Here is a 20,661-nt window from a genome sequence, read left to right as displayed (position 1 = left end):
GTTGAGTGGGCGTCAGCCCTTGACCGCGCCGGTGGACAGCCCCTCCAGGAGCTGTTTGCGCAGCAGGACGAAGAGGGCGACGGCCGGCACGACGGCGATGACGGCGCCGGCGAGCACGAGGTCGTACTGCCGCTGCTCCGACACGAACAGGGTCTGGAGTCCGAGCGGCAGGGTGTACCGGGAGCTGTCGGAGACCAGCACCAGCGGCCACAGGAAGCTGTTGTAGCTCTGGAGGAACTGCCAGACGGCGAGCGCGCCGAGCGCGGGCCGCAGCAGGGGCAGCACGATGGTGCGGAAGATGCCGAACTCGCTCGCCCCGTCGATGCGGGCGGCCTCCAGGACCGAGTCCGGGACGGACTGCACGATGTACTGCTGCATCATGAAGATCCCGAAGGCGGGCGCCACCCACGGCACGATCAGCGCGAACCAGGGGCTGCCGAGGCCGGTCTTGACGAGGATCACGAACAGCGGCACGAGGATCACCGCGAAGGGGATCGACAGCGAGCTGAACATCACGCCGAACAGCAGTTCCTTCCCCGCGAAGCGGAACTTGGCGAAGGCGTAGCCGGCCAGGGCGCAGACGAAGACCGAGACGGTGGTGGCGACGAGGGCGACCACCGTGCTCATCAGGAACCAGCGCCAGAACGGCTGCCCGGAGAACAGGCGTTGGTAGTTGTCGAGGGTGAACGGGTCGGGGACCGGCTGCGGCGGATAGCCGAAGATGTCGCCGCGCGGCTTGAACGAGCCGCTCAGCGCCCACAGCAGCGGGGCCAGGAAGGCCAGGAGCAGCAGGACCAGAACGCCGTAGAGCGGGATGCGTGCGCGTGTCATGAGGTGGCCCTCCCGATGCCGAGGAGGCGGTTGAAGAGCTGGCTGAGACCGAAGACCAGGACGAACAGGACGACGGCCGCGGCGGCCGCGTAGCCGAACTGCTGGCGCTGGAAGGCGGCCCGGTAGATGAACATCGTCACCGAGAGCGTGGATTCGGCCGGGCCGCCGCCGGTCAGCAGGTAGGGCTCCTCGAAGATCTGGGCCGCGCCGATGAAGGAGGTGACGACGACGAACGCCGTCACCGGCTTGAGCGCCGGGAGGGTGACGGTGGTGAAGGTGCGCAGCCGTCCGGCGCCGTCGATGGCGGCGGCCTCGTACAACTCCCGTGGCACGCTCTGGAGTCCGGCGAGGAAGAACACGGTGAGGTAGCCGGTCCAGCGCCACAGCATGACGAGCGCGATGCTCACCTTGGCCAGGCTCGGGTCGCCGAGCCAGTCGACGCCGCCGGTGCCGAACAGGGCGCGCAGCACCGAGTTGACGAGCCCGAACTGCCGGTCGAAGAGCAGGCCGAAGATGAGCGCGACGAGGATCGGGGAGACGACGATCGGCACGAAGTAGGCGGTGCGCCACAGGTCCCGGGCACGCAGGCCGCGGGTGTTGAGGGCCTGGGCGATCAGCAGGGCGAGCGGGACGACGACGCAGACCGCGACGAGCACGAAGACGGCCGTGTTGCCGAGGGCCCGGTGGAAGCTGATGTCGGTGGCGAGGAGCCGGTAGTTGCGCAGGCCCACCCAGTGCGGGGTGCCGAGGCCGACCCACTCGGTCAGGCTGAGCCACACCGAGACGGCGACCGGGACCAGCAGAAACAGGACGTAGAGGAGATAGAAGGGCGAGATGAACAGGTACGGCGCCCAGGGGCGGCGCGGACGGCGGGCGGCGGTGTCCGCTTTCGCGCGCTGGTCATCGGTGCGGGTGGGGCCCGCTACGGCGGTGGTCATGGCGGGGCCTCCTAGCGTCCGGCCTGGTCGCGGTAGTCGGCCGCGGTCTGTTTGAGTGCCTGGCGGGGGGTGGCGTCGCCGCGGTAGGCGCGCAGGAGGTTGCCGGCGAGGACGTCGAAGAGGATCGACTGGTCGGGGCTCTGGTGGAACGCCGGCACGTCGGGCAGCAGCGAGCGGTAGAGGCGGAAGAGGTGCTGGCCGCCGCAGAAGTCGTCGGTGGTGGCGTTGAGTCCGGGGTCCGCGTAGACGGAGCGGCGGGTGGGCAGGTAGCCGGTCTCGGTGAAGCGGCGGACCTGGCCGTCGTGGGTGAGCCAGGTCTTCAGCAGGAAGTCGGTGGCCGCCACCGTGTTGGCCTTGTCCTTGACGACGCCGAATCCGGTGCCGCCCAGCGCGGCGGTCACTCCGCCGCCCTTGGTGAAGCGGGGCAGGGCCCGCACCCGCCATCTCCCCTTCTGTTCGGGCACGTTGGCGATCAGGCCGTAGTTCTTGTACCAGATGGCCATGGGCAGGCCGACGACCTTGCCGCTCTTCAGGGCCGCCTGCATGGCGGCGCCGTAGTAGTCGGAGATGTCGATGACGAAGCCGGTGCGCAGCCCGTCGCACAGGAAGCGCAGCGTCTCCTCGGCCTCCGGTGAGTCGAGGACGAGGTTCTGCTCGGCGTCGAAGAAGGCGCCGCCGCGCTGGTAGAGGAGCATCTGGAAGGACTGGACGATCTGTCCGGCGTCGCTGCCGGCGGTGGAGACGACGCAGAGCGAGGCGCCGTGGTCCTGGTGCACGCGGGTGCCGAGTTCGGCGAACTCCTCCCAGGTCTCTGTGGACTTGGGGAGTTTCCACCGGGTGAACAGGTCGTCGCGGTAGTAGTAGACGACCATCGGGGTGTCCGAGTCGAGGGCGTAGACCTTGCCGTCCTTGCCGAAGGGGGCGAGCCGGGCGGGCAGCAGGTCGTCCTTGAGGCCGGGGACGGCGGCGAGGTCGGGGGTGAGGTCGCGCAGCAGGCGCGGGGCGATGTCGCCGCGCAGCATCCTGGGGAAGCTGCCGATCTCGAAGCCGATGGTGTCGGGGGTGCCGCGGCCGGCGACGGCCTGGGCGAGCAGTTTGGTGACGAGGTCGGCGGGTCCGGCACGGGTGACGTCGAGGTGGTAGCGGAAGTCGGTGAGCCGGTCGGCCTCGGGGATGCCCTTGCGGAAGAATGCCTCGTATCCGGGGTCGTGGGTCCACAGGGAGAGGGTGACGTCTCCGGAGGTGCGGGCGGTGGTGCTGCCGCCCCCGCAGGCGGTGAGGGCGGCCGCGGTGCCGAGGCCGAGGGCCCCGCGCAGCAGGGTGCGACGGGATGGGGGTGCGGTGAACACACGTGACTCCTCACGTGGTGCGGCTACTGGTCGGCGCGTCGCGCCGCCGTCCCGGGCGGTGCACGCGGGCAGGGTGGTGCGCGGGTCAGGCGACGGGGGCCTGGTCGCGCACCGGTCCGCTGGAGGCTCGTACGGTCAACTCGACGGCGAGGCCGGTGGGTCGGTCCGGGCGAGGGCTGCCCTCGATCATCGCGATCAGCACGTCGACGGCATGGTCCGCGAGGGCGGCCGTGTCGTGGTGGACGGTGGTCAGGGGCGGTGAGGTGTAGGCGGCGGCGGGGATGTCGTCGTATCCGACGACGCTGACGTCGTCGGGGACGGTCAGTCCGGCCTCGGCGAACGCGCGCAGGGCGCCGAGGGCCATGTCGTCATTGGCGGCGAACACGGCGGTGACGTCGGCGAGGCGGGCGAGCTGCCGGCCGGCGGCGTACCCGGACGCCGGGCTCCAGTCGCCCGCGGTGGGCAGGGGTGGTTCGGGGATGCCGGCGGCCGCCAGTGCCTCGCGCCAGCCGCGCAGGCGGTCGCGGGCGGCCCACCAGTTCTGCGGTCCCGGAATGTGCCAGACGGTGCGGTGGCCCAGGGAGAGCAGGTGCTCGGTCGCGAGGCGGGCGGCCGCGACGCCGTCGGCGCCGACCACCGCGCCCGCTCCCTCGGTGAGTTCGACGCCCTCGGCGAGGCTGACCACGGGCACGTCCGCGCCGATCCTGAGCGGTGTGCCGTCGTCGATCGGCTCGGACAGCACGATGCCGTCCACGCCTTGTTCCAGAAGTGCCTCGACGGCGACGGAGATCTGCTGCCCCTCCAGGGTGCCGGCCAGGGCGAAGGAGTAGCCGGCCCGCTGCATCGCCCGTTCCAGCGCGATGAGCAGGGTCGACGGGCCGTACAGGGCGGTACCCAGGGAGACGACGCCGATCCGCCGGTAGCGGCCCAGGAGCAGGGCGCGCGCCGCGTTGTTCGGACGGTAGTCCAGTTCGCGGATGACCCGCAGGACGCGGTCGCGCACCTGCGGGCTGACGTGCGGTTCGCCGTTGACGACCCGTGACACCGTCTTCTGCGAGACCCCGGCGGCCCGCGCGACCTCGGTCATACCGGGACCGCGCCGCCGGCGGCCGGGGGTGGGGCCGGATGCCGTCATGAGGTCTCCCTGTCGTCGGACTACGTAGTCAACGCGCCTCGCACAAGTGCCGACGGAAGCCGTTGACTACGTAGTCAGGACAGTGACAGGCGACACCGGGCCGCGTCAATGGTTCGTACGACGCGACCCGGTGGACCATGAGGAGCACGCTGTGAACGTCAGAGCCCGTAGCGGCTCTTCAGGTGGCGCCAGAAGTCGCGGAGCATCCACTTGTCGAACTCCGTGATCTGCGCCGCGCTGCCCGCCTTCATCAGGAAGCAGCACTGGCCGGTGGGAGTCCAGTCGTAGAAGTCGTCGAGGCCGAAGGTGTGGCCGACTTCGTGCAGATAGATGTGGATGTTCTCCTGGTCCAGCGCCCCGGTGAAGTACTCCTGGCCGACCCGCTGGCCCCAGTCGCCGCCCGCGCCGCCCTGGAAGCCCTTGGTCAGCCACAGCGACTGGTCGTAGTGGCGGGCGGCGCCGCCCGGGCACTTGGAGTAGTTGCCGTCCTGGTGGAAGAAGCGCCCGCAGTCGGGGGCGCACTGCGGGGCTCCGCCGCCGTCGAGGTTCCCGGCGTAGATGTCGACGGAGTTGTCGGTCCACTGGAGGGTCGAGCGGTTCTTCACCGCCCAGCCGACGATGTTGACGGGGACGGTGGAGTAGGGCCAGGCGTTGTGGCCGGTGCCGTTGTCCACCATGGCCGCCATCCACTTGCCGAACTGCTTCTTCAGGCCGGTGTGGACGCGGTCGCGCAGGGCGGCGGAGACGGGTGCGTCGGATTCCCAGCGGACGCAGTAGTTGACGCTTCCCCGGTTGGCGACCAGCTGGTCCCAGCCGTAGTTGCGGAAGCCGTAGAGGTTCGGGTAGGTCGACTCGACGTGGTTCCAGACCTCGTTCAGGGGCTGGACCAGGTTCGCGGGCGGGTTCCAGTCGGCGGCTGCCTGCCGTGGGGCCGACACCTCCGCCGCGGCCGTGCCGGGCGCGGCGAGGAGCGCGGCCACGGCGGCGAGGACGGCGACCAGACGTGCGAGATGGGTGCGCACAGGTGAACTCCCTCGGTGGGGGACGGGATTTCACCTTCAGGTCGCCGCCGACGCCCGGCGGGTTGCCGCTTTCTGACGGTGGGTCAGCCGGCTGGGGCGCCCGCGGCCGGGAGGTCCGCCGGCAGGTCCGCGGGCAGCTCGGCCGGGAGCTTGGGCAGTCCGCCGCCGAGCAGCCCCGTGACCAGGCCGAGAACCGGCGTCAGCAGGCCGGTGACGGCGCCCAGGACCCCGCCCAGGTCGAGCTTGGTGAGCGAGCCGAGCAGCCCCTCGACCGCCTTCTGGAGCGACGCGAGCAGGTCCGACACGGGGTCCGCGGCCGCCCTGGACTCCGGGGCCGTCTCGGGGAGGCCGGCGGCGATCAGCCGCTGCTGCACGGTGGCGTGCGCGGCCCGTACGGACTCGGCGTACCGCGTGGCCTCGGCCGGGTCGAGGCGGCCGTCCTCCGTCAGGGCGATGGAGTTCACCGCGTCGACCAGCGGGGCGAACACGTCCTCGTGGTCCGCCCTCTCCAGTACGTCGAGCCGCCCCGCGATCGCTTCCGCGGCCGGGGCGGACCACGCCACGGTGGTCCGGTCCGCGGTCTCCGCGTGGATGTCGCTCACTGCCGCGGCGGTGCCGACCGGCACGAACAGCAGGGCCGAGCACAACAGGGGCGGCAGGAGGAGACCGCGGGATACCAGGGGGCGCATGCGCGTTCCTTTCGATTGCGTTGTCCTGGGCCCACCGTGAGAAGGCCCACACCCCGCCGCAACCGGTCCCAGCGCCCGCGCGCCGCCGGGACGGCCCGCGAGGCGGCCCTGACCAGCGCCTTTCCTCCGTCTGGCGCCCTCTGTCGGCTGCTGGTCGGCATTCGCCCGTCAGGGTATGACCGGCCTCTCACCGCCGCAGGGGTTTGGGACCGCCCGGAAACGGTCAGGCGCGGCGGATGTCGTCGTTCTCCCCCTCCCCGGTCTCGACCTCCGTCCCCCGCGCATCCGAGGGGCCGGTGCGTCCGACGGCCAGAACGGCACGGCGCGACGCGTTCTTCGACAACGCCAAGTACCTGGCGATCGTTCTGGTGGCGATGGGGCACGCCTGGGAGCCGCTGCGCTCCGACAGCCGTACCGTCACCGCGCTCTACACGGTCGTCTACGCCTTCCACATGCCGGCGTTCATCATCATCTCCGGCTACTTCTCGCGGAGCTTCGACGCGAGTCCGCGGAAGATCAAGCGCCTGGTCACCGGGGTCGTCGTCCCCTACGTCGTGTTCGAGACGGCGTACACCTACTTCACCCGGTGGTCCGACGGCGTCCCGGACCGGCCGGTCAGCCTGCTGGACCCGCTGTATCTGACGTGGTTCCTGGCGGCGCTGTTCATCTGGCGGCTGACCACGCCCATCTGGAACAAGCTGCGCCACCCGCTGCCGGTCGCGCTCACCGTAGCGGCACTGGCGTCGCTGTCACCGACCATCGGCGCGGACCTCGACCTCCAGCGCACCTTGCAGTTCCTGCCCTACTTCGTGCTGGGCCTGTGCCTGCGCCCGGAGCACTTCCAGCTCGTGCGCACCTGGCGGACGCGGCTGCTGGCGGTGCCGGTCCTCCTGTCCGCGCTGGCCTTCGCCTACTGGGCGGTGCCGCGGATGGACTACGCCTGGTTCTTCCACCGCGCCAGCGCCCAGGAGTTCGGTGTGCCCGCGTGGTACGGGCCCCTGATGGCACTCGCCCTGTTCGGCTGCTCCCTGACCCTGGTCGCCTGCTTCCTCTCCTGGGTGCCGGGACGGCGGATGTGGTTCACCACCCTGGGCGCCGGCACCCTCTACGGCTATCTCCTGCACGGCTTCTTCATCCAGGCCGGCAACCACTGGGAGTGGTTCCGTCACGACTGGCCCCACTCCCCGCTGGGCACGATCGCCGTCACCCTGGTCGCCGGCGTGGTCGTGACCGTCCTGTGCACCTCTCCCGTGCGGCGGGTCTTCCGGTGCGTGATGGAGCCGGGGATGGACTGGGCGTTCCGCCGCGACAGGAAGTCGGCTCCGGCTCACGCATGACCTCCTGACACCGGGGCGAGGGCCCGCAGCAGCCGGGGCAGCGCGTGGCGCAACTCCCGCTCCCCGTAAGCCGGATGGTGGGAGCCGGTGTGGAAGTGGCCGGTCACCGGTGCGCCGAGCTGTCGTAGCCGGGTGTGCAGGGACCGGGTCAGGTCGTGGATGACGGCTTCGGCCGGGTCGTACGCGCTGCCCGGTGGGTCCAGCGGTCCGGGCGTGCCGTCTCCCGTGGACAGGTACACCGGCGTACGGCGCAGGCGTTCGGCCAGGTGGTGCGGGTCGTGTGCCTGCCAGACGGCGCGCTGGGCGTCCGGGTCGCCCCAGAGTGCGTCCAGGTCGTCGCCGTAGGCCTCCTCCATCTGTGGCCAGACCTCGCGCATGCGGGGGTGGAGGAGGTGGACGGGCCCGCTGAAGCTCGCGGCCGCGCGGAACAGGTCCGGGCGGCGGGCCGCGTAGGACACCGCGCCGAAGCCGCCCATCGACAGTCCGGCCACGGCACGGCGTGTTCCGGCGCCGTAGTGATGTTCGAGCAGCGGGCGCAGTTCGTCCAGATGGAAGGTCTGCCAGGCGGGCGGGCCGCCCCGGCCGTGGTTCCACCAGTCGCTGTAGAACCCGACCTGCCCGCCCTCCGGCATCACCACGAGGACGTCCCGCAGCGCGGGCAGTTCCTCGATGTCGGACTCGCGGATCCAGGTCTTGTACGTCTCCGGCTCGAACCCGCCGTGCAGGAGGTAGAGCACGGGCCAGGTGTCGCCGGGCCGCCGCCGCTCCCAGCCGTCCGGGGTCAGCAACCGCACCTTGGCGGTCCCGCCGAGGGCGGGGGAGTCGACGGTGAGGTCGACCTGACGGTGCCCCACGCGCTCCTGCGCTCGCACCTCCGGCTCGCGCAGCGCATCCAGGAGGAGGGGCAGCGAGCGGTGGAACTCGCGGGCCCAGTACGGCGGGGAGTGCGTGCCCGCGTAGAAGTGTGTCGTCACCGGGGTGCCGAGGGCCCTCAGACGGGTGGCCACCGCCTGCGACTCGCGGTGCATGAGGGTCTCCGTCGGGGAGATGGCGTCCTCGGGGAACGGGTCGGCCGGGTCCTCCAGTCCCGGGATCTCCGGGTCGGGTTCGGTGCCCGGTGGGTCGAGGACGCCGGCCCGGCCGTCGCCGCTGGAGAGGTACACCGGTGTGGTGCGCAACCGGTGGGCCAGGTGGTAGGGGTCGTGGGCCCGCCAGACGGCGCGCTGGTCGACCGGGTCACCCCACAGGGCCTGCCAGTCCAGGCCCAGATAGGTCATCGCGGCCTTGACCGCGTGCGGGTGCCGGCTGGGATGCACGAAGCCGCTGTAGCTCGCCGCCGCGCGGAACAGGCCCGGGTGACGTGCCGCATAGGAGAGGGCCCCGAACCCGCCCTGCGACTCCCCCGCGGCCGCACGACGCGTGCCCGCCCCGTACTGGTGCTCCAGGAGGGGGCGCACTTCGCGCAGGTGGAAGGTCTCCACGGCGGGCGGGCCGCCCCGGCCGCGGTTGAACCAGTCGCTGTAGAAACCGAACAGCGGCATCTCCGGCATCACCACGAGGACGTCCCGCAGCTGGCGCAGGCCCTTGAGGCGGGCGTCGTAGTCCTCGGTCCAGGCCTTGTGGTTGCCGTCGCCGCCGACCAGCAGGTACAGCGTCGGCCAGGTGTCGCCCGGTTCGCGGTCCTCCCAGCCGTCCGGTGTCAGCAGCCGGACCTTCGCGGTGCGGCCCAGGGCGGGCGAGTCGACGGTGAGGTCGACCAGGCGCTCGCCCACCTCGTCCTCGGCCGTGATCCGCGCTCCGTGGGACGCGGGCCGGGTCTCCCCGGCGTGAGCGCGGGAGACTCCGGCCGACAGCAGGAGGTCGGCGACGACCAGGACGAGCAGCAGCCGCAGGCGGGCGGGGGTCCACGGCATGGTGAAACTCCGTTCACGGAAAGGCTCTTGGTCCATGCCCACGACCGTAGGAAGACCGCACGATCCGGACATCCGCCGCCGGGAGTCGGTGGCTACTCCCAAGGGAGCAGGGGCCCGGGCCGGGCTCGCGGCGAGGGTCAGCGCTCGCCCGGCCTGACCAGCCCCGTCTCGTACGCCAGCACCACCAGCTGGGCCCGGTCCCGTGCGCCGAGCTTGGTCATCGCCCGGCTCACATGGGTCTTCGCGGTCAGCGGGCTCATCAGGAGGGCCGCGCCGATCTCCTCGTTGCCGAGCCCGCCCGCGACCAGGGCCATCACCTCGCGCTCCCGCGCGGTCAGCACCGCCAGCCGCTCCCGGCCCGCCGCCTCGGGCGCCTTCAGCCGGGCGAACTCCTCCACCACCGCGCGCGTGACGGCCGGCGCGAGCAGGCTCCCTCCGTCCGCGACCGCGCGGATCGCCGCCCGCAGTTCGTCCGGCTCGACGTCCTTCAGCAGAAAGCCGGCCGCGCCGTGCCGCAGCGCCTCGAAGACATACGCGTCGACCTGGTACGTCGTGAGCACCAGCACCCGTACGGCGTCCAGGTCGGGGTCGGCGGCGATGCGACGGGTGGCCTCGATGCCGTCGACGCCGGGCATGCGGATGTCCATCAGGACGACGTCGGGCCGGGTCAGGCGTACCGCCTCCACGGCCTGCTTCCCGTCGGCGGCCTCCGCGACCACCACGAGGTCGTCGGTCAGGTCCAGCAGGGCGCGGAACCCGGCGCGGACGACGGTCTGGTCGTCCGCGAGCACGATCCGCACGGTCATCGTCCACCTCCGGTCACGATCAACCCTCCCTTGCCGCCGTCCGCGACCTCCGCCGTCACCATCGCCGTCCTCCGTCCCCCGTCACCATCGCCGTCCTCCGTCACCCTCACCGTCGGCCCGGAACACCGCCCGTACCCGGAAACCGCCCTCGGGACGCGGCCCGTGGTCGATCGTGCCGCCGGCGGCGAGCGCGCGCTCCCGCATTCCGATCAGCCCGAAGCCGCCCTCCGCCGTCCCGGAGGGCCCGCCGTCGTCCACGACCTCCACCGTCAGCCGGTCGTTCTCCCGGACGACCGTGACCGTCGCGTGCCGGGCTCCCGCGTGCTTGACGACGTTCGTCAGTGCCTCCTGGACGATCCGGTAGGCGGCGAGCCCCACCACCGGCGCCGCTCGCTCCGGCTCCCCCTGCCGGCGGAGTGTGATCTCCACGTCCCCGCCCGCGAACCGCTCGACCAGCTCCGGGATCCGGTCCACCCCGGGGGCGGGTTCCGCCGGGTCGCCGCCCGGGTCCCGCAGCACGGTGACCGTCGCCCGCAGTTCGCGCACCGCATCCTTGCCGGAGTTCCGCACCTGCCGCAGGGCCCGCCGCGCCACCTCCGGCCGTACGTCGAACGCGTCGAGCGCGACGCCCGCCTGGACGGTCATCGCCGTGACCGTGTGCGCGACGACGTCGTGCAGCTCACGGGCGATCCGTACCCGCTCCTCGTTCACCCGGCGGGCCGTCTCGCGTTCCCGGTCCTGCTCGGCGCGGGCTGCGCGGGCGGTGTACTCGTCGAGCAATTGCCGCCGGGTGCGTACGACTTCACCGAGCAGCAGCGGCACGAGCGGCCACAGCATCTCCAGTACCGGCAGCCCCTGCGGGTTGACCACGTCGTGGCCCACGGCCAGCGCGACCGCCCCGGAGGCGAGTGAAGCGGCGAGACCCGTCCACAGGGTGCGGGTGCGGTCGCCCCGCACGGCGACCGTGTACAGCGCCACGATCGTCGGCAGGTTCAGCAGTTCGCCGATGTGCCCGTGCAGCGCCCAGCCCGCGCAGGCCGCCCCGGTCACCAGCGCCACCGGCACCGGCCACCGCCGCCGCCATGCAAGGACCGCCAGCGAGACCGCCAGCAGCAGCCAGGTGAACGAGTCGGCCTGCTGGTACTGCGGGTCGTTCGCCGCCGCGTCCAGTCCGGTGAACCAGGCGACCACGGCCACCACCAGCAGGTCCACGGCGCGCGGCGGCAGTGCCCTGAAGCGGGCGGCCGGACGGTCGAAGGTCGTCACCTTTCCACCGTAGGAGGGGGGATGCGGGGGCGTATACGACGGCGGGAGTATCCGCGGTCGGCGACCGTGGGGCCCGGAGGCGAATCCGAGCCGAGCCTCGCACTGACCCTGAGCCGACCCTGAGATGTCCCCCATCCGTCCCCCATCTTCCCCGAGAGGTGTCAGAAAACTTTGACAGGTACTCCCCGCGCCTGTCAGCCTTTTCTGACAGGTACGACGGAAAGGGGCCGCAATGCCCGAGGTCCCGCCTCCGGCACCGACGGGCGACACCTTGCTGAAGGTGCTCTCCGCGCTCGGCAATCCGCACCGTCTGCGGATCGTCGCGGCACTCGTGGAGCGCCGGAACTACGTCAGCGCGCTGGCCCGCGAGATCGGCATGGGCCGCCCGCTGCTGCACATGCACCTACAGCGCCTGGAGGCGGCCGGACTGGTCGTCGGCACGCTCGAACTCGCCGAGGACGGCAAGGCGATGAAGTACTTCGAAGTCGCGCCCTTCTTCTACGAGTTGACGCCCCAGGTCATCGCCCGGGCGGCCGCGACGATCACCGAGTCCGCCGATCGGACCGAGAAAGAGGAAGCGAAGTGAAGGAGCAACTGGTGACCCTCGCCGCCACTGAGGACGAGTGGGGGGTGCTGGTCGGCGCCGTCGGCGCGGCCGGGCTCTTCGCCCTGCTCATCGTGATCGTCTGGCAGGTCGCCGCCACCTGGCGGGCCCGCATGCTGGCGGCACGTGAGGAGCAGTACAAGGAACTCGCCGCCAAGTACGCCCGACTCCTGGAGGACACGGTGGAGTTGCAGCGCCGGACGGTCGAGGAGCAGCGGCAGACCCTGGACGAGCTGACGCAGACCCGGCTGGCGGTCGGCTCGATGGAGAAGATGATGCGCGAGATCGAGTAGCACCGGGGCAGAGGTACGGCCGGGAGCGGCAACTCCCGGCCGTACCGAGGAAGAACACCTATCGGTCACACCCATCCCGTACGCCACGGCAGGTCGTCACACCCTGTGCGCCGTGGTGCGGGTCCCGTGCGCCCCGATGCCGGTCACCGACCGGCGGCGCGCTTCCCACACAAGGAGATTACTCATGCGTGCGCTGTTGCAGCGCGTCGCCCGTGCGCCCGGCGGGCGGGGCGGCAAGTGGCTGGTGCTGGCGGCCTGGCTGATCGTGGTCGTCGCCCTCGGCCCGCTGGCCGGAAAGCTCGGTGACGTCGAGGACACGAGTGCCAACACCTTCCTGCCGCGCGGGGCCGAGTCCGCGCGTGTCAACACCGAGCTGGAGAAGTTCCGTACGGACACGGTCGTGCCGGCCGTGGTCGTCTACACCGGCACGGACCCGGGCGCCAAGGCGGCCGCCGACCGGACCGCGTTCGCGAAGTTCACGCCCGCCGGCGAGGAGGTCGCGCGGCCGGTCCCGTCGGACGACGGCAAGGCCCTGATGACAGTGGTCCCGCTGGACAGCGAGGACGAGGTCACCACCAAGGTCGACGAACTGCGCGAGATCGCCCACGCCAACGCCCCGCCCGGCGTGCACGTCGAGGTCGGCGGTCCCGCCGGCTCCCTCACCGACTCCGTGGCCGTCTTCGACAGCCTCGACTCGACGCTGCTGCTCGCCACGGGCCTGGTGGTGGCCGTGCTTCTGCTGATCACCTACCGCAGTCCGGTGCTGTGGCTGCTGCCGCTGTTCTCGGTCGGCTTCGCGGCCGTCCTCACGCAGGTCTGCACCTACCTGCTGGCCAAGTACGCCGGCCTGCCGGTGAATCCGCAGAGCGCGGGCGTGCTGATGGTGCTCGTCTTCGGCGTCGGCACCGACTACGCGCTACTGCTGATCGCCCGCTACCGCGAGGAACTCCACCGCCACGAGGACCGACACACGGCCATGCGTATCGCGCTGCGCCGCTCTGGCCCGGCGATCCTGGCCTCGGCCGCCACCATCGCCGTGGGACTGGCGTGTCTGGCCTTCGCCGACATCAACTCCTCGCGGTCGCTGGGCCTGGTCGGCGCGGTCGGGGTCGTCTGCGCCCTCCTCGCGATGGTCACCGTGCTGCCGGCGCTGCTCGTCGTCGCGGGCCGCTGGGTGTTCTGGCCCCTGGTTCCGCGCCACGGCACGCCCGCCCGCAAGGCGCACACGGTGTGGTCCCGGATCGGTGCCGCCGTCGCTCTGCGGCCCCGCTGGTCGTGGCTGATGTCCATCGCCGTCACCGGGGTGCTCGCGCTGAGCGCGGCCGGCATGTCCATGGGTCTCACGCAGGCCGAGATGTTCCAGGACAAGCCCGAGTCGGTCGTCGCCCAAGAGCGGATCTCCGCGCACTACCCGTCGGGGGCCTCCGACCCCGCGAAGATCGTCACCGGCACGGACCGGGCGGCCGAGGTCCGTACGGCCGCCGCCGCGGTCGACGGGGTCGCGCGCGTGAACGACGCCGTCGACCGCACCCCGGACGGCGAACTCACCACGCTGTCCGTGGTGTTGGCCGACGCACCGGACAGCGCGGCGGCCAAGGACACCGTCGACGGGCTGCGGGCGGCCGTGGGGCCGATGGACGCGCTCGTCGGCGGCACCACCGCCGAGACGCTGGACACCCAGCGGGCCGCCGACCGCGACCTCACCACCGTGATCCCGATCGTGCTGCTGGTCGTCCTCGGTGTCCTGATCGGGCTGCTGCGGTCCCTCGTCGCCCCGCTGCTGCTCCTGGCCACGGTGGTGCTGTCGTACCTCGCCGCCCTGGGCGCCTCGAACCTCCTCTTCGAACAGGTCCTGGGCCACGCGGGCGTCGACTGGTCGATCCCGCTGCTGGGCTTCGTGTTCCTGGTCGCGCTCGGCATCGACTACAACATCTTCCTCATGCACCGGGTGAAGGAGGAGGCGGCGCGCCTCGGCCCGGCCCGGGGCGTCCTGGAGGGCCTGACGAGCACCGGCGGTGTGATCACCTCGGCCGGTGTCGTCCTCGCCGCGACCTTCGCCGTCTTCGCCGGGCTGCCGCTGGTCACCATGGCCCAGATGGGTGTGCTCGTCGGCGTCGGCGTCCTGCTGGACACCTTCCTGGTCCGCACGGTCCTCGTGCCCGCCCTCGCCATCGACCTGGGACGGTGGTTCTGGTGGCCGGGGAAGCTTTTCCGCCGATTCGGTCACGGTGCGGACGACGGAGCGGGAGCGGCCGTCCGGGCTCCGGCGGCCTCGGCGGTTCCGGTTCGGGCACGGGGTGTACGCCGGTGAGGCGACGGTGAGCTGCCGGTGAAGCGACGGTGGGCTGCCGGTTCGGGGACTGCCGGTCCTGGGGCCTTCTGTTCGGTGGGCTGTGTGTGAGGTCTCGGCCTCTTTCCCCGACCTGCCTGCCGAGCGTATGAGCGATGGCCCATGATGAGCGGGCCATGCACCAGCCGATCACGTCGCCGCGCGCACCGCTGCCCGTCCTCCGGGCGGCGGTGTTCGCCGCCGTCGGCACCATGCTGGGCGTGAGCGCCCACCACCTGCTCTCCCCCGGCCCGCCGCCCTGGGCGCAGGGTGCGGCCGCGGCCGCCGTGCTCTTCGGGCTGGGGCTCATCGGCACGCGCCGCCCCCGGCACGCGGCCACGGTCGTCGTCTGGGGCGTCGCCGGTCAGTCGGGGCTGCACCTGTGGCTGACGCTCACCGTGCACGCCCGGCCCGGGGCGGACGAGCCACATCACGGCCCCGGGTCCGCGCACGAAATCGGACACAGCCCCGGCTCGCCCTGGCAGGAGCGGCTCCATGACTCCGTGACCATGACGGTCGCGCACACGCTGGCCGCCGTACTCGTCGCGATCCTGCTGCACCGGGCGGACGCGGCCTGCTGGACGCCGGCCCGCGAGGTGACGGCGGTGTTCGGCAGGATCAGGGCCCACCTCACCGTCGTCCGCACCCTGGTCACGGGACGACAGGCCGCGGCCGCGTGCCCCGAGGTGCCGGTCCTGGTGCCGGCCGAGCGCGAGCGACGGCCCGCCATGAACCGGATCCTCGCGGACGCGGTGACACGGCGCGGCCCGCCCCCGGCAGCGGCAGCTCCCGTCAACTGACCCTGGCCGAGCGGCGGTTCGTACCCGCCGCCGTACGGCCGTCCGCCCCATCCCGTGCCTGGAGTCACCCATGTCCCGTATCACCCTGTCGCGTACGGCGGTTGCCGTGGCCGCCGCGGCAACCGCCATCCTGCTCACCGCCGTTCCGGCCGCCGCCCATGTGGAGGTCGAGTCCGACAACGCCCAGGCCCTCGCGCAGAACGTCGAGCTCACCTTCACGGCCGAGTCGGAGTCCGGCACGGCCGGGATCAGCGAGCTCCGGGTGATCCTGCCCAAGGGCATCACGCCCGCCGACGTGGCCTACGGCAAGGGCCCCAAGGGCTGGAAGTTCAGCACCACTCCCGACGGTTACGCCGTCAAGGGTCCGGCCGTGAAGGTCGGCGCCGATGTCGCGCACTCCGTCGTGGTCCGTCAACTGCCCGACGCCGAGGAGCTGGTGTTCAAGACGCTCCAGTCCTACAGCGACGGCAAGGTCGACCGCTGGATCGAACTGGGCGACTCCGGCGGCGGCCACGGGCACGGCAACGAGGCGCCGGTGCTCGACCTCAAGGCGGCCGCCCCGGGCGCGAAGCCCGTCAGCCCCTCCCCCACCGCACCGACCACCCCGTCGGCGTCCCCGACCCCGGCCGCCGAGCCGACGGTCTCACCGGACACCCAGGCCGCCGCCGACACCACGAACGACGACGACAGCGGCATGTCCGCCGTCGCCTGGAGCGGTATCGCCGTCGTGTTCCTCATCGCGCTCGCGGCGGTGGTCTTCGCCGTCCGACGCCGGAACAGCGCCCGGCCGTAGCCCACGGAACTACGTCTTTGGTGCCGGTCCCGTCTGGGCCCGCAGCCCGATCCGCCGTCCCGCCAGGGCGGTTAGCGTCGCACCATGCGTATAGGACTACTTGGCACCGGCAATGTCGCCCGAGCACTGGCCCGTGGCTGGAGCGCGGCAGGACACGACGTACTCCTCGGTTCACGCCGTCCCAAGGAGCGGACGGATCTCGGCTTCCCCGTGGAGGGTCTGACCGAGACGGCCGCCCACGCGGAGGTGCTGGTCAACGCCACCCCGGGGACCGTCTCCGTGGACCTGCTGCGCTCCATCGGGGCGCCGGCGCTGGCCGGCACCCTCCTGATCGACGTCGGGGTCGGTCTCTCCGACGACTTCACCGAGCTCTCGCACCCCAACGACAGTCTGGCCGAACGGATCCAGGAGGCCTTCCCCCGCACCCCCGTCGTCAAGACGCTGTGCACCATGGACTCCACCGTGATGATCGCCCCGGGCGACCTGGAGGGCCCGAGCACCGTCTTCCTCTCCGGCAACGACACCGAAGCCAAACGGACCACCGGCCGCCTGCTGACCGACCTCGGCTGGCCGCCCTCGTCCCAGCTGGACATCGGCGACCTCACCACCGCCCGCGGCCAGGAACACTTCGCCCTGCTCTTCATGGGCATCGCGAACGGTCTGGGGTCCCACACGTTCAACATCAACGTGGTGCCCCGCGCCTCCGCCTAGACGCCGGCTCCGCCTAGACTCCGCGCGCCAGTTCGGCCGCGCCGAAGGACACGTCGAACCGGTCGCACCAGATGCTGACGCTGGTGAAGTCGGCCGGGTCGACGTCCGCGGGCAGGGTGTAGTTCTGGCTGCCCTTGTTGCCCTTGAGCTTGCCGAGGCTGACGTACGCGCCGTCGTCGAAGACGTGCCAGCCCGCCCGCCCTTCCTTCACGGGCGCGTCGGTCAACCACACACGCAGGTCCGGGCCGTTGCTGGTGTCGAGGTTCTCCAGCCGTACGACGTGGGAGCCATCGGCGAGTCGTACGAGCTTCACCGTGCCCGAGGTGGCGTGCTCGTGGCTGATCAGCTCGCCGCCGGCCACCGTCTGGGGCCCGGGTTCGGAAGTCGGTGTCGGCGTCGGCGTCGGTGTCGGTGTCGGTGTTCGGGAGGGGGCGTCGGTCTCAGGAGGCGCGGACGCCTCGGGCTCCGGCGTCACCACCAGGCCGGGCAGGGCCTCGTCCACCCTCTCGTCCTGCCACAGCTTCCACGGCTGGAACCAGTAGAGCCCCGAGCCGACACCGACGACAGCCACCACCAACATCCCGATGACCCACGGTCTGCCCAGCAGCTTCCCCACGCGTCCCATTCCGGCCTCGCTTCGTAAGAACGTCCCGTCACCACCCATCCAACGGGACGCGCGGCCGACGCACAGCCGCCACGAGATGACGAAACCCTTACGTCGCGCTCCAGTGCGCCTCCAGGAGGGCGGCCACCTCCGCCGGCTTCTGGAGCACCGTCCAGTGGTTGCAGTCGAGTTCGGCGACCTTCCTCGCGCGCAGCGAGGCACCCAGTTCGCGGCCGAACTCGATCGGACAGGCCGGGTCGGACGCTCCCCAGAACACCAGGGACGGCGCGGACACCTGCGCCAGGGCCGGTTCCCACTCCGCGCCCATGGTCACGGCGGAGCGGTAGAGCCTGAGGATGCTGTCCTTCATCGGGCCGTCCACCCTGCCGGCCGTCTCCTCGGCCAGTCCCTCGGGCACATCGAAGCCCGCCACCATGCCTGCGGCGAACGGCTCCGCCTTCAACTCCGCCATGAATCGGTCGCCCTCGACCTGGTCCTGCCACACCTTGGCGGCCGGATGCCACACGTACTCGGCGCTGATCGGCCCGTTCCCGCCGGCCCACGTACGGACCAGGTCAGGTCGCAGGGATGCGATGCGGGCGGTGAGGATGCAGCCCCAGTCGTGGCCGACCAGGTCCACCGGCTCGCCGATCCGCTCCAGCCGTTCGATGAGCCGGTCGACGTACTCCTCCTTGGTGGAGCCGAAACCGGCCGGGCGCGGCGCGCCGAACCCGGGCAGATCCCAGGCCTCCACGTCGCTGCGGGTCAGGTGTCGGCGTACGCCGTCCCACACGCGATGAGTGTCGGGGACGCCGTGGACCAGAATCGCAGGCATGGAGAGAGCCCTTCATCATGGACGAATAACATCGTGTCACAGTCTCCTACCGCAGCCGAAGGGACGGCCATGCTCGCTGGGGATGACACCGGTGCTCTGGACCAGGCGACGAAGGAGTTCCTCGCGGCGCGTCCGCGGCTCTTCGGTATCGCGTACCGCGTGCTCGGCAGCGCGGTGGAGGCCGAGGACATCCTCCAGGAGACATGGCTGCGGTGGCAGAACACCGACCGTGTCACCGTCCGCGAGCCGGTGGCCTTCCTGACGACGATCACCACCCGGCTGGCCATCAACTTCGCCCAGTCCGCCCGGGTACGGCGCGAGTCGTACGTCGGCCCGTGGCTGCCGGAGCCGGTGGACACCAGCCCGGACCCGCAGGTGGGGGCGGAGCGGGCCGAGGCGCTCGAACTGGCGGTCCTCTTCCTCCTGGAGAAGCTGAACCCGGTGGAACGGGCGGCCTATGTCCTGAGGGAAGCCTTCGACTACCCCTACCACCAGGTCGCCGACATCCTGGAGACGAGCGAGGCCAACTCCCGCCAGCTGGTGAGCCGGGCGCGCAAGCACCTGTCCTCCGAGCGCAGGGAGCGCGTCGACCCGGCCGAGCACAAGCGGCTGCTGGAAGTGTTCCTCGCCGCCGCGCGGACGGGCGAACTGGCGGTGCTGGAGAACGTCCTCGCCGCGGACGTCGTGAGTTACACCGACGGCGGCGGGATGCGCGGCGCGTCGAGGATCCCGGTCGTCGGCCGTCCGCATGTCTCCAAGTACCTCGTGGCCTTCGCGCCCCGGTTCTGGCCCCCGATGGACACGCGCTGGGTGGAGGCCAACGGGCGACCGGCCGTTCTCGTCTCCGCCGACGGCAACGCCGTGGCCCTGTTGTCCGTCGACGCGTCCGCCGAGGGCATCGACCGGATCATGTGGGTGATGAATCCGGCCAAGCTGCTGCCGTACGTGGAGTCCCTGAACTCCTGAGGAGAGAAACACATGGTCTCTGCACCCCACACGGCACGCGACATCGAGAGCACCGCCGAGAGTCTTCAGGCGGACCTGGCTCGCCTGGAGATCCAGAAGCAGGCTCTGGAGAGGGAGCTGGCCGCGGTCGTCGCCCATCTCGGCTCGGTGCGGCGGGCCCTCGGCGCCCTGGAGACCGTGATGCTCCACCCGGCCGCCACCGGCATCGACACCGACGGTCACAAGAAGTACGGCAGGCTCACCGAACAGATCATGGAGTACTTCGCCGAGGTCGGAGACGTCGACGTGCGGGCCCGGGATGTCGCGGCGGCACTCGGCCGTGACACCGACAGCGGAAGCATCAACGCGGTGCGCAGCACGCTCGACCGCCTCGTCGGCACGTCCCGTGTCCAGCGCGCGGGCCGAGGTCTGTACCGCGCCAAGCGCTGATAGGCCCGCCACACCGTTGGTTTCCCGACACTGTGCCGATGACAGTGTTCAGCGCGGGCGCACCGGCTCAGTCGCGGTCTTCGTCGAGTCCGGCGACCAGGTCGCGCAGGAGGGGGCCGTACTCGGGGTGGGACAGGGCGAAGGCCATCTGGGCGACCAGGTAGTCGGCCGGGTTTCCGGTGTCGTACCAGCGGCCCTTGATGACCTGCCCGTACACCGCGCGGGTGGCGGCGTAGGCGTTGACGGCGTCGGTCAGGTAGACCTCGCCGGTCCGGTGCTCGTACCAGCGGCGGGTCTGCTCGCGCAGCTCGTCGATGATGCCGGGGGTGACGACGTAGCCGCCGATGGCCGCGTACGACGACGGGGCCGCGTTCGGCTCGGGTTTTTCGACCAGGCCGGTGATCCGCAGCTGGCCGTCCCCGAGGTCTTCCTTGACGATGGGCACGCCGTAGCGCTGGGACTCGGTGGGGTCCATCGGCATGAGGGCCAGCACCGGGCAGCCGGTCTGCTCGTAGGCGCGGATCAGCTGCTGGGCGCGGGGGACCTCGGCCACGAAGACGTCGTCGGGCCACAGCACCAGCACCGGTTCGTCGCCGAAGGAGCGGGCGGCGTTCAGGACCGGGGTGCCGTTGCCGTACGGGCCGTACTGGTCGAGGTAGGTGATGTGGCCCTGGCGGGCCAGGTCCGCGATCTCCTGTACGGCGTCCGCGTAGGCCGTCTTGCCGTCCTCGCGGAGTTGGTCGACGAGGGCGGGGTTGGGGCGGAAGTGGTCCTGGATGAGGCTCTTGCCGCCGGAGACGACGATGGTGATGTCGGTGATACCGGAGTCCACCAGCTCCCGCACGGTGTGTTCGATGACCGGCTTGTCGCCGACGGGGAGCATCTCCTTCGGTGTCGCCTTCGTCAGGGGCAGCAGACGGGAGCCGAGTCCGGCGGCGGGGATCACGGCCCTGCGAATCGTCGGGGACATCACGTCACTCCTGGTCGAGCGGGACACCGCACCGGTCGGCA

Annotated in this window: 21 protein-coding genes; 9 read left to right on the top strand and 12 right to left on the bottom strand. The window is 71.4% G+C overall.

Annotation, left to right across the window (positions count from 1 at the left end; translation table 11 throughout):
• Positions 1 to 12: 12 nt before the first annotated feature.
• The 6 genes from SLINC_RS39960 to SLINC_RS39935 all read right to left on the bottom strand — a co-directional run bounded on the left by SLINC_RS39960 (position 13) and on the right by SLINC_RS39935 (position 5,964).
• Entirely contained in the window at positions 13 to 831 is an 819-nt protein-coding gene (locus SLINC_RS39960) for a carbohydrate ABC transporter permease (protein WP_067443310.1), read from the bottom strand.
• Entirely contained in the window at positions 828 to 1,769 is a 942-nt protein-coding gene (locus SLINC_RS39955; protein ID WP_079164955.1) for a carbohydrate ABC transporter permease, read from the bottom strand. The genes SLINC_RS39960 and SLINC_RS39955 overlap by 4 nt, the downstream gene beginning before the upstream one ends.
• Positions 1,770 to 1,780: 11 nt before the next feature.
• Entirely contained in the window at positions 1,781 to 3,118 is a 1,338-nt protein-coding gene (locus tag SLINC_RS39950) for an ABC transporter substrate-binding protein (protein WP_067443309.1), read from the bottom strand.
• A gap of 85 nt (positions 3,119 to 3,203) precedes the next feature.
• Positions 3,204 to 4,253: a LacI family DNA-binding transcriptional regulator gene (locus SLINC_RS39945; RefSeq protein ID WP_107406743.1), complete on the bottom strand. Its 1,050-nt coding sequence runs from the start codon at positions 4,251 to 4,253 to the stop codon at positions 3,204 to 3,206.
• A gap of 158 nt (positions 4,254 to 4,411) precedes the next feature.
• The gene (locus SLINC_RS39940) at positions 4,412 to 5,275 is read right to left on the bottom strand and encodes a hypothetical protein (protein WP_079164954.1); all 864 of its coding nucleotides are present in this window, start codon (positions 5,273 to 5,275) and stop codon (positions 4,412 to 4,414) included.
• A gap of 83 nt (positions 5,276 to 5,358) precedes the next feature.
• Positions 5,359 to 5,964: a hypothetical protein gene (locus SLINC_RS39935; RefSeq protein ID WP_067443308.1), complete on the bottom strand. Its 606-nt coding sequence runs from the start codon at positions 5,962 to 5,964 to the stop codon at positions 5,359 to 5,361.
• 236 nt (positions 5,965 to 6,200) lie between these two features.
• Between SLINC_RS39935 and SLINC_RS39930 the strand changes: the two genes are divergently transcribed.
• Positions 6,201 to 7,301, top strand: coding sequence for an acyltransferase family protein (locus SLINC_RS39930; protein ID WP_067443307.1), 1,101 nt, complete (start codon positions 6,201 to 6,203; stop codon positions 7,299 to 7,301).
• Here SLINC_RS39930 and SLINC_RS48220 read toward each other — a convergent pair.
• The 3 genes from SLINC_RS48220 to SLINC_RS39915 form a co-directional block, all read right to left on the bottom strand.
• Positions 7,292 to 9,214, bottom strand: coding sequence for an alpha/beta hydrolase (locus SLINC_RS48220; protein ID WP_067443306.1), 1,923 nt, complete (start codon positions 9,212 to 9,214; stop codon positions 7,292 to 7,294). The two genes, SLINC_RS39930 and SLINC_RS48220, sit on opposite strands and share 10 nt — an antisense overlap.
• 137 nt (positions 9,215 to 9,351) lie before the next feature.
• Positions 9,352 to 10,020, bottom strand: a complete 669-nt coding sequence (locus SLINC_RS39920) for a response regulator transcription factor (RefSeq protein WP_067443305.1) — start codon at positions 10,018 to 10,020, stop codon at positions 9,352 to 9,354.
• A gap of 81 nt (positions 10,021 to 10,101) precedes the next feature.
• Complete coding sequence (locus SLINC_RS39915; protein WP_067443304.1) at positions 10,102 to 11,286, bottom strand: sensor histidine kinase; 1,185 nt, start codon at positions 11,284 to 11,286, stop codon at positions 10,102 to 10,104.
• A 232-nt stretch (positions 11,287 to 11,518) separates the two neighbouring features.
• Between SLINC_RS39915 and SLINC_RS39910 the strand changes: the two genes are divergently transcribed.
• The 6 genes from SLINC_RS39910 to SLINC_RS39885 all read left to right on the top strand — a co-directional run bounded on the left by SLINC_RS39910 (position 11,519) and on the right by SLINC_RS39885 (position 16,816).
• Complete coding sequence (locus SLINC_RS39910) at positions 11,519 to 11,872, top strand: ArsR/SmtB family transcription factor (RefSeq protein WP_067443303.1); 354 nt, start codon at positions 11,519 to 11,521, stop codon at positions 11,870 to 11,872.
• The gene (locus tag SLINC_RS39905) at positions 11,869 to 12,183 is read left to right on the top strand and encodes a hypothetical protein (protein WP_067443302.1); all 315 of its coding nucleotides are present in this window, start codon (positions 11,869 to 11,871) and stop codon (positions 12,181 to 12,183) included. The genes SLINC_RS39910 and SLINC_RS39905 overlap by 4 nt, the downstream gene beginning before the upstream one ends.
• A gap of 184 nt (positions 12,184 to 12,367) precedes the next feature.
• Complete coding sequence (locus tag SLINC_RS39900; RefSeq protein WP_079164953.1) at positions 12,368 to 14,494, top strand: MMPL family transporter; 2,127 nt, start codon at positions 12,368 to 12,370, stop codon at positions 14,492 to 14,494.
• A 155-nt stretch (positions 14,495 to 14,649) separates the two neighbouring features.
• Entirely contained in the window at positions 14,650 to 15,312 is a 663-nt protein-coding gene (locus SLINC_RS39895) for a hypothetical protein (RefSeq protein WP_067443301.1), read from the top strand.
• A 70-nt stretch (positions 15,313 to 15,382) separates the two neighbouring features.
• A complete protein-coding gene (locus SLINC_RS39890) occupies positions 15,383 to 16,105 on the top strand; it encodes a DUF1775 domain-containing protein (protein ID WP_067443300.1) in 723 nt (240 codons plus the stop codon).
• Positions 16,106 to 16,189: 84 nt separating this feature from the next.
• Positions 16,190 to 16,816, top strand: coding sequence for an NADPH-dependent F420 reductase (locus SLINC_RS39885; protein ID WP_067443299.1), 627 nt, complete (start codon positions 16,190 to 16,192; stop codon positions 16,814 to 16,816).
• 13 nt (positions 16,817 to 16,829) lie between these two features.
• Here the strand turns inward: SLINC_RS39885 and SLINC_RS39880 are convergent, their stop codons facing one another.
• Together SLINC_RS39880 and SLINC_RS39875 are read right to left on the bottom strand one after the other, a co-directional pair.
• Positions 16,830 to 17,441 (bottom strand): DM13 domain-containing protein, encoded by a 612-nt coding sequence (locus SLINC_RS39880; protein ID WP_067443298.1) that lies wholly within the window; start codon positions 17,439 to 17,441, stop codon positions 16,830 to 16,832.
• A gap of 88 nt (positions 17,442 to 17,529) precedes the next feature.
• The gene (locus SLINC_RS39875) at positions 17,530 to 18,255 is read right to left on the bottom strand and encodes an alpha/beta fold hydrolase (protein WP_067443297.1); all 726 of its coding nucleotides are present in this window, start codon (positions 18,253 to 18,255) and stop codon (positions 17,530 to 17,532) included.
• 69 nt (positions 18,256 to 18,324) lie between these two features.
• Between SLINC_RS39875 and SLINC_RS39870 the strand changes: the two genes are divergently transcribed.
• Together SLINC_RS39870 and SLINC_RS39865 are read left to right on the top strand one after the other, a co-directional pair.
• Positions 18,325 to 19,221, top strand: coding sequence for an RNA polymerase sigma-70 factor (locus SLINC_RS39870; RefSeq protein WP_067443296.1), 897 nt, complete (start codon positions 18,325 to 18,327; stop codon positions 19,219 to 19,221).
• A gap of 12 nt (positions 19,222 to 19,233) precedes the next feature.
• Positions 19,234 to 19,650, top strand: a complete 417-nt coding sequence (locus tag SLINC_RS39865) for a hypothetical protein (protein ID WP_067443295.1) — start codon at positions 19,234 to 19,236, stop codon at positions 19,648 to 19,650.
• 67 nt (positions 19,651 to 19,717) lie between these two features.
• On the opposite strand, the gene SLINC_RS39860 is transcribed toward SLINC_RS39865, so the two are convergent.
• On the bottom strand, positions 19,718 to 20,620 hold the full coding sequence (locus SLINC_RS39860) for a UTP--glucose-1-phosphate uridylyltransferase (RefSeq protein ID WP_067443294.1): 903 nt from the start codon (positions 20,618 to 20,620) through the stop codon (positions 19,718 to 19,720).
• Between the last annotated feature and the right edge of the window lie 41 nt (positions 20,621 to 20,661).

It is taken from the genome of Streptomyces lincolnensis, from assembly GCF_001685355.1.
Lineage (GTDB): Bacteria > Actinomycetota > Actinomycetes > Streptomycetales > Streptomycetaceae > Streptomyces > Streptomyces lincolnensis.
The sequence above is the reverse complement of the archived record's forward strand: the minus strand, read 5'-3'. Positions and strand labels throughout refer to the sequence as shown.

Coding starts and splice junctions, on each gene's coding strand:
- SLINC_RS39960 (WP_067443310.1), bottom strand. CDS start 831: ATGACACGCGCACGCATCCCGCTCTACGGCGTTCTGGTCCTGCTGCTC.
- SLINC_RS39875 (WP_067443297.1), bottom strand. CDS start 18,255: ATGCCTGCGATTCTGGTCCACGGCGTCCCCGACACTCATCGCGTGTGG.
- SLINC_RS39895 (WP_067443301.1), top strand. CDS start 14,650: ATGCACCAGCCGATCACGTCGCCGCGCGCACCGCTGCCCGTCCTCCGG.
- SLINC_RS39885 (WP_067443299.1), top strand. CDS start 16,190: ATGCGTATAGGACTACTTGGCACCGGCAATGTCGCCCGAGCACTGGCC.
- SLINC_RS39910 (WP_067443303.1), top strand. CDS start 11,519: ATGCCCGAGGTCCCGCCTCCGGCACCGACGGGCGACACCTTGCTGAAG.
- SLINC_RS48220 (WP_067443306.1), bottom strand. CDS start 9,214: ATGCCGTGGACCCCCGCCCGCCTGCGGCTGCTGCTCGTCCTGGTCGTC.
- SLINC_RS39865 (WP_067443295.1), top strand. CDS start 19,234: ATGGTCTCTGCACCCCACACGGCACGCGACATCGAGAGCACCGCCGAG.
- SLINC_RS39880 (WP_067443298.1), bottom strand. CDS start 17,441: ATGGGACGCGTGGGGAAGCTGCTGGGCAGACCGTGGGTCATCGGGATG.
- SLINC_RS39900 (WP_079164953.1), top strand. CDS start 12,368: ATGCGTGCGCTGTTGCAGCGCGTCGCCCGTGCGCCCGGCGGGCGGGGC.
- SLINC_RS39945 (WP_107406743.1), bottom strand. CDS start 4,253: ATGACGGCATCCGGCCCCACCCCCGGCCGCCGGCGGCGCGGTCCCGGT.
- SLINC_RS39955 (WP_079164955.1), bottom strand. CDS start 1,769: ATGACCACCGCCGTAGCGGGCCCCACCCGCACCGATGACCAGCGCGCG.
- SLINC_RS39935 (WP_067443308.1), bottom strand. CDS start 5,964: ATGCGCCCCCTGGTATCCCGCGGTCTCCTCCTGCCGCCCCTGTTGTGC.
- SLINC_RS39890 (WP_067443300.1), top strand. CDS start 15,383: ATGTCCCGTATCACCCTGTCGCGTACGGCGGTTGCCGTGGCCGCCGCG.
- SLINC_RS39920 (WP_067443305.1), bottom strand. CDS start 10,020: ATGACCGTGCGGATCGTGCTCGCGGACGACCAGACCGTCGTCCGCGCC.
- SLINC_RS39860 (WP_067443294.1), bottom strand. CDS start 20,620: ATGTCCCCGACGATTCGCAGGGCCGTGATCCCCGCCGCCGGACTCGGC.
- SLINC_RS39930 (WP_067443307.1), top strand. CDS start 6,201: ATGTCGTCGTTCTCCCCCTCCCCGGTCTCGACCTCCGTCCCCCGCGCA.
- SLINC_RS39870 (WP_067443296.1), top strand. CDS start 18,325: ATGCTCGCTGGGGATGACACCGGTGCTCTGGACCAGGCGACGAAGGAG.